Annotated in this window: 3 protein-coding genes; 1 reads left to right on the forward strand and 2 read right to left on the reverse strand. The window is 38.4% G+C overall.

Annotated elements, in window-relative coordinates:
• Window positions 1-1,756: ABC transporter substrate-binding protein (locus P8M52_RS06700; protein ID WP_300309109.1), on the reverse strand; the 1,756-nt coding region annotated here is incomplete at its 3' end.
• A 7-nt stretch (window positions 1,757-1,763) separates the two neighbouring features.
• On the reverse strand, window positions 1,764-2,381 hold the full coding sequence (locus P8M52_RS06705; RefSeq protein WP_300309111.1) for a response regulator: 618 nt from the start codon (window positions 2,379-2,381) through the stop codon (window positions 1,764-1,766).
• Between the two features lie 174 nt (window positions 2,382-2,555).
• Here P8M52_RS06705 and P8M52_RS06710 point away from each other — a divergent pair.
• A partial coding sequence (locus P8M52_RS06710) for an FKBP-type peptidyl-prolyl cis-trans isomerase (RefSeq protein ID WP_300309113.1) occupies window positions 2,556-2,718 on the forward strand: 163 nt, incomplete at its 3' end.

Below are 2,718 nucleotides of genomic sequence, written 5' to 3' on the forward strand. Positions count from 1 at the left end.
CTTGTTTTTCAATACCGAGTGAGACAGGTACAGAGCGCCACTTGTTTTTAATTCGATCAATCTCTGTTTGGCCGATATAGTCTAGTTCTTTATTGATAATGCTAACCAACTCTGGCCAATCTTTACGCACTGCAAAGTGAATGCCGTCTTGTACATCAAAGGCTGGTGTGTTGACTTTTAGATCTGTCATTTGGTAGGAGTGTAGCAGTGGGGTAGCGGTTTCTAAATCTACCATAGCAAAATTAGCTTCACCATTTGAGACTGCACGCAAGGTCTCTAATACATTTGGTTTGATGACTAAATCAATCAATGGCCAGTCTTCTGCTAAGCGTTGATGTGAAATATAACCATTAGTAACCGACACTTTTTTGCCACCCAAGGACTCTAACGAGTGAATTTTTTGCCCATCAATGGTTGTAGTAAGATCAATCTCTGGATGCTCTAGATCAGAAATAATAACCCAATCACTATCCATGTAGGGTTTACTAAATAGTAAGTAATCTTCCATTTCTTTGGTTTTGATTGAAGCTGGCAAAACATCCAACTCTTTACTTTTTAATTTTTCTAGGGCTTGAGCAGGGGTGAGACCTTGTGCTGATTTAATGTAGATTTTTAAATCTTGACCAATTCTTTTAATGATGTCTGAGGAAATACCAGCATGATTACCATCTTGGTCAGAAAATTCAATTGGAAACCAATCTGTATTGACGCCAATGCGAACTTGATTCCAATGTTGGCGTAACCAAACTCTCTCTTCTGCACTTAGTTGCAAGTAATCAAGATGGGTGTGATCTTCAGGAACATACATTAAGCCATCAATATTAGCATTATCAGGAGCAAAATTAGCTTTTACAAAAGTCTCTAGCATATATTGCCAGTACGAGTCTTTCATAGCGCCAATATCAGTTTGTAAAGGACGCATGAGTTTTTTCAGTTCAGTCGCTTCTCTGGATAATAATGAATAATTTAATTGAGGCGTGTGATACTTCTCTAAGATCACCTCAATGGTTTCCTCTAAGTTGGCAAAGGCATACTTCCAACCCATAAGGCTGGCCTCTCGAAAATCTCTGGTGCGAAAGCGGTAATTTAAAGTCTCGCTTTGTGTGGTAAGCAGAATGTCATTGTAGAATTGTAAGCCATATTCTCTGGGGCGCAAATAACGATATTGAGAAATATCATTCTTATCATGATAGGCTTTATCAGTTATATAAACTGGATAAGCATCTGTTTGGCCAGTATCAAGACTGGTGTAGTCAGTTGCGAGCGGTAAGATTTCATATTCACCAATATTAACCCCGGCATTTTTAAGCATGGTGACAATAGCAAATTTGTTAGTCTCACTCAGCATAATGCGTTTTCCGCGCAGATCAGCTGGCGTTTGAATGCCGGAATCTTTACGCACCATGAGTGCTAATGGGCTTTCAGGGTTGATCGCTGCTAAGGCGACAACAGGCATGGACTTTGCTTTGGCAATTAGAACGTCAGCGCCAGAAATGGCGTAATCAGTTTTACCTGCTACTAACTCCTCAATTGAATCTGTCGTGTGACTAGATTCCAATATTTGGACATCAAGGCCCTTGTCTTTATAAAAGCCTTTTTCAATTGCCATGTAATAACCGGCAAATCGAAATTGATGGGTTGAGTTAAGTTGGAGCTTAACTATTTCACTGTGATTTGTAGCTGTATGGTTAGATAAAGCAGAGGTGGTGACCACCAAGCTTGCTATAAGTAATAATAGAGCTGGCAGTTGTTTCATGGTTTTATTAATTGTCAAAATCGAAATCTTCACCCAGTGGTCGCAGCAGGGTGGCCATCTTGGAAAGGGCAACAATAGAATCTGCTTGCATTTTTTTCATCACAGAAGCTCGGTGTTTTTCAACTGTTGAGGCAGAGATGCCTAAATCCTCAGCCAGCATTTTATTGGTATGACCTTTAATCATAAATCTAAAGGTTTGCTGCTCTTTGCCAGTTAAGCTTTTAAATTTATTAATGACATCTAAATTCTTTTGGAAATTTGCCATCGCATTGTTAACTTTTTCTAGCAGCAGTTCAGGCTTAAATGGCTTTTCAATAAAATCAGAAGCGCCAAGCTTCATTGATTGAATTGACATAGGGATGGTGGCATTGCCAGTGATAAAGATGGTAGGGCGCAAGTGCTCAATCTTGTTTAAGTGTTCAAGCAATTCAACACCGTCCATATTTGGCATTAACACATCTGAAACCAAGCAGCCCGGTGTGTCATCTAATTGATCAAGGTAGTCTTGTGCAGAGTCAAAGCCTTTGGTTTGAAAGCCACTCATTTCAAAAAAAGTAACTAGAAAATCTTTGATGCTTGAATCGTCATCAATGACAAAAATGGTTTGGTTTGCGTTTGCTTCCATGGTGTTAAGGCTTAACTATATAGTTCAGTATTTTAGCGTTATTTATGAATTAATCCATTGAATTTAGGCTAATTACTGATTTGTGCTTGATTTCTAATAATTCATACATATATATGTAACAAGATCATCAATGATCAAGTGTTTTATAAATTTAACCCTTCTTAGGAGAACAAGATGACAGTAACAAAAGATGCCGTAGTTGAAATGCACTACACTTTAAAAAATGATGCCGGTGAGGTAATTGATTCATCAGTAGGTAAAGATCCGATGCCATTTATCCAAGGTCACGGTAATATTATTCCTGGCTTAGAGAAAGCTCTTGAAGGTATGAAAGTTG

Origin of the sequence: Candidatus Thioglobus sp. (genome assembly GCF_029243085.1) — a bacterium.
Taxonomy (GTDB): Bacteria; Pseudomonadota; Gammaproteobacteria; order PS1; family Pseudothioglobaceae; genus Thioglobus_A.